Below are 1,124 nucleotides of genomic sequence, written 5' to 3'. Positions count from 1 at the left end.
TGTCAATCCGGGTCGGTTCAGGTAGCCACGCGCAAGCCCTCGCCCGCCGAGATACAGCTCTCCCGTTACGCCCACTGGCAGCGGATTCATGTCGGCATCGAGAATATAGGCTGTCCGGTCGCCTACCGGTGAGCCAATCGGCAAATAGCCCGAGTCGAAACGGGTGGTGGGGGTTGCTTTGAAAATGAGTGGCGTGATGACTGTCTCGGTCGGACCATAGCCATTGATGATGCGCGGCGGTTGCAATGTCGCCTGGACAAATTCATAGCTGCTGCGGCTCATGGCTTCGCCGCCGACCGTGTAGGAGCGGATCGGCAGTTGCCGGCCCGCGCTGCCGGTAAATTCGGCCAACTGCTGCAGGTAGCCAGGGGTAAAACAGGCAATGGTGATGCGATGCTTGGCAATCTCGGCAGCGGTACGGTCGGCAGGCCAGATTTCCTGATCGCGCGGCATCAGCGCCGCGCCAAAGGCCAAAGGCACCAACCAGCGCTCATGCGCGCCATCGAAATTGATCGAGGCAAACTGCAGTTCCCGGTCTTCCGGTGTCATGCCATAGCATTCGCCGATGGCCTGGATATGCATCGCCAGCGGCCCGTGCGCCACCGCCACCCCTTTCGGTTGACCAGTGGAGCCGGAGGTATAGATGATATAGGCCAGATGCTCGCCGTGCACGGCAACCGCCGGATTGTCCTCGGGTGCATCGCTTATATCCAGCCTGTCCAGCAACAGCACGTTGCCCTGCGCTGGGCGAGGAATGTGCGCCTCGATTGCCTGCTGTGTGAGCAGCAATTCGATGCCGCTGTCCGATACCATGTGCTGCAAACGTTCGCGTGGATAATCCGGATCGAGCGGTACATACGCACCGCCTGCCTTGAGAATGGCGAGCAGTCCCGCGATCATGTCGATCGAGCGCTCGACCGCGATCCCTACCCGGCTTTCGGGTTGTATACCCAATGCGATCAACCGGTACGCCAGCTGGTTTGCACGCCGGTTCAGTTCCGCATAGCTGAGTTCCGTGTCGCCAAAAATCAAGGCCGTTGCATCCGGTCTTGCTATCGCTTGCTGTTCGATCAGATGATGCACCGGTTCCACCGAAGCATACCGTTGCTCATTGACGCCCCAGG

General features: G+C 60.0%; 1 protein-coding gene. It reads right to left on the bottom strand.

Annotation, left to right across the window (positions count from 1 at the left end; translation table 11 throughout):
• On the bottom strand, positions 1-1,124 hold a 1,124-nt coding region (locus BLV85_RS14765), incomplete at both ends, for an AMP-binding protein (RefSeq protein WP_143032376.1).

The sequence above is a fragment of the Nitrosomonas halophila genome (genome assembly GCF_900107165.1).
GTDB lineage: Bacteria > Pseudomonadota > Gammaproteobacteria > Burkholderiales > Nitrosomonadaceae > Nitrosomonas > Nitrosomonas halophila.
Note: the sequence above shows the minus strand (reverse complement) of the source record. Positions and strands in the feature narration are given on the sequence as shown.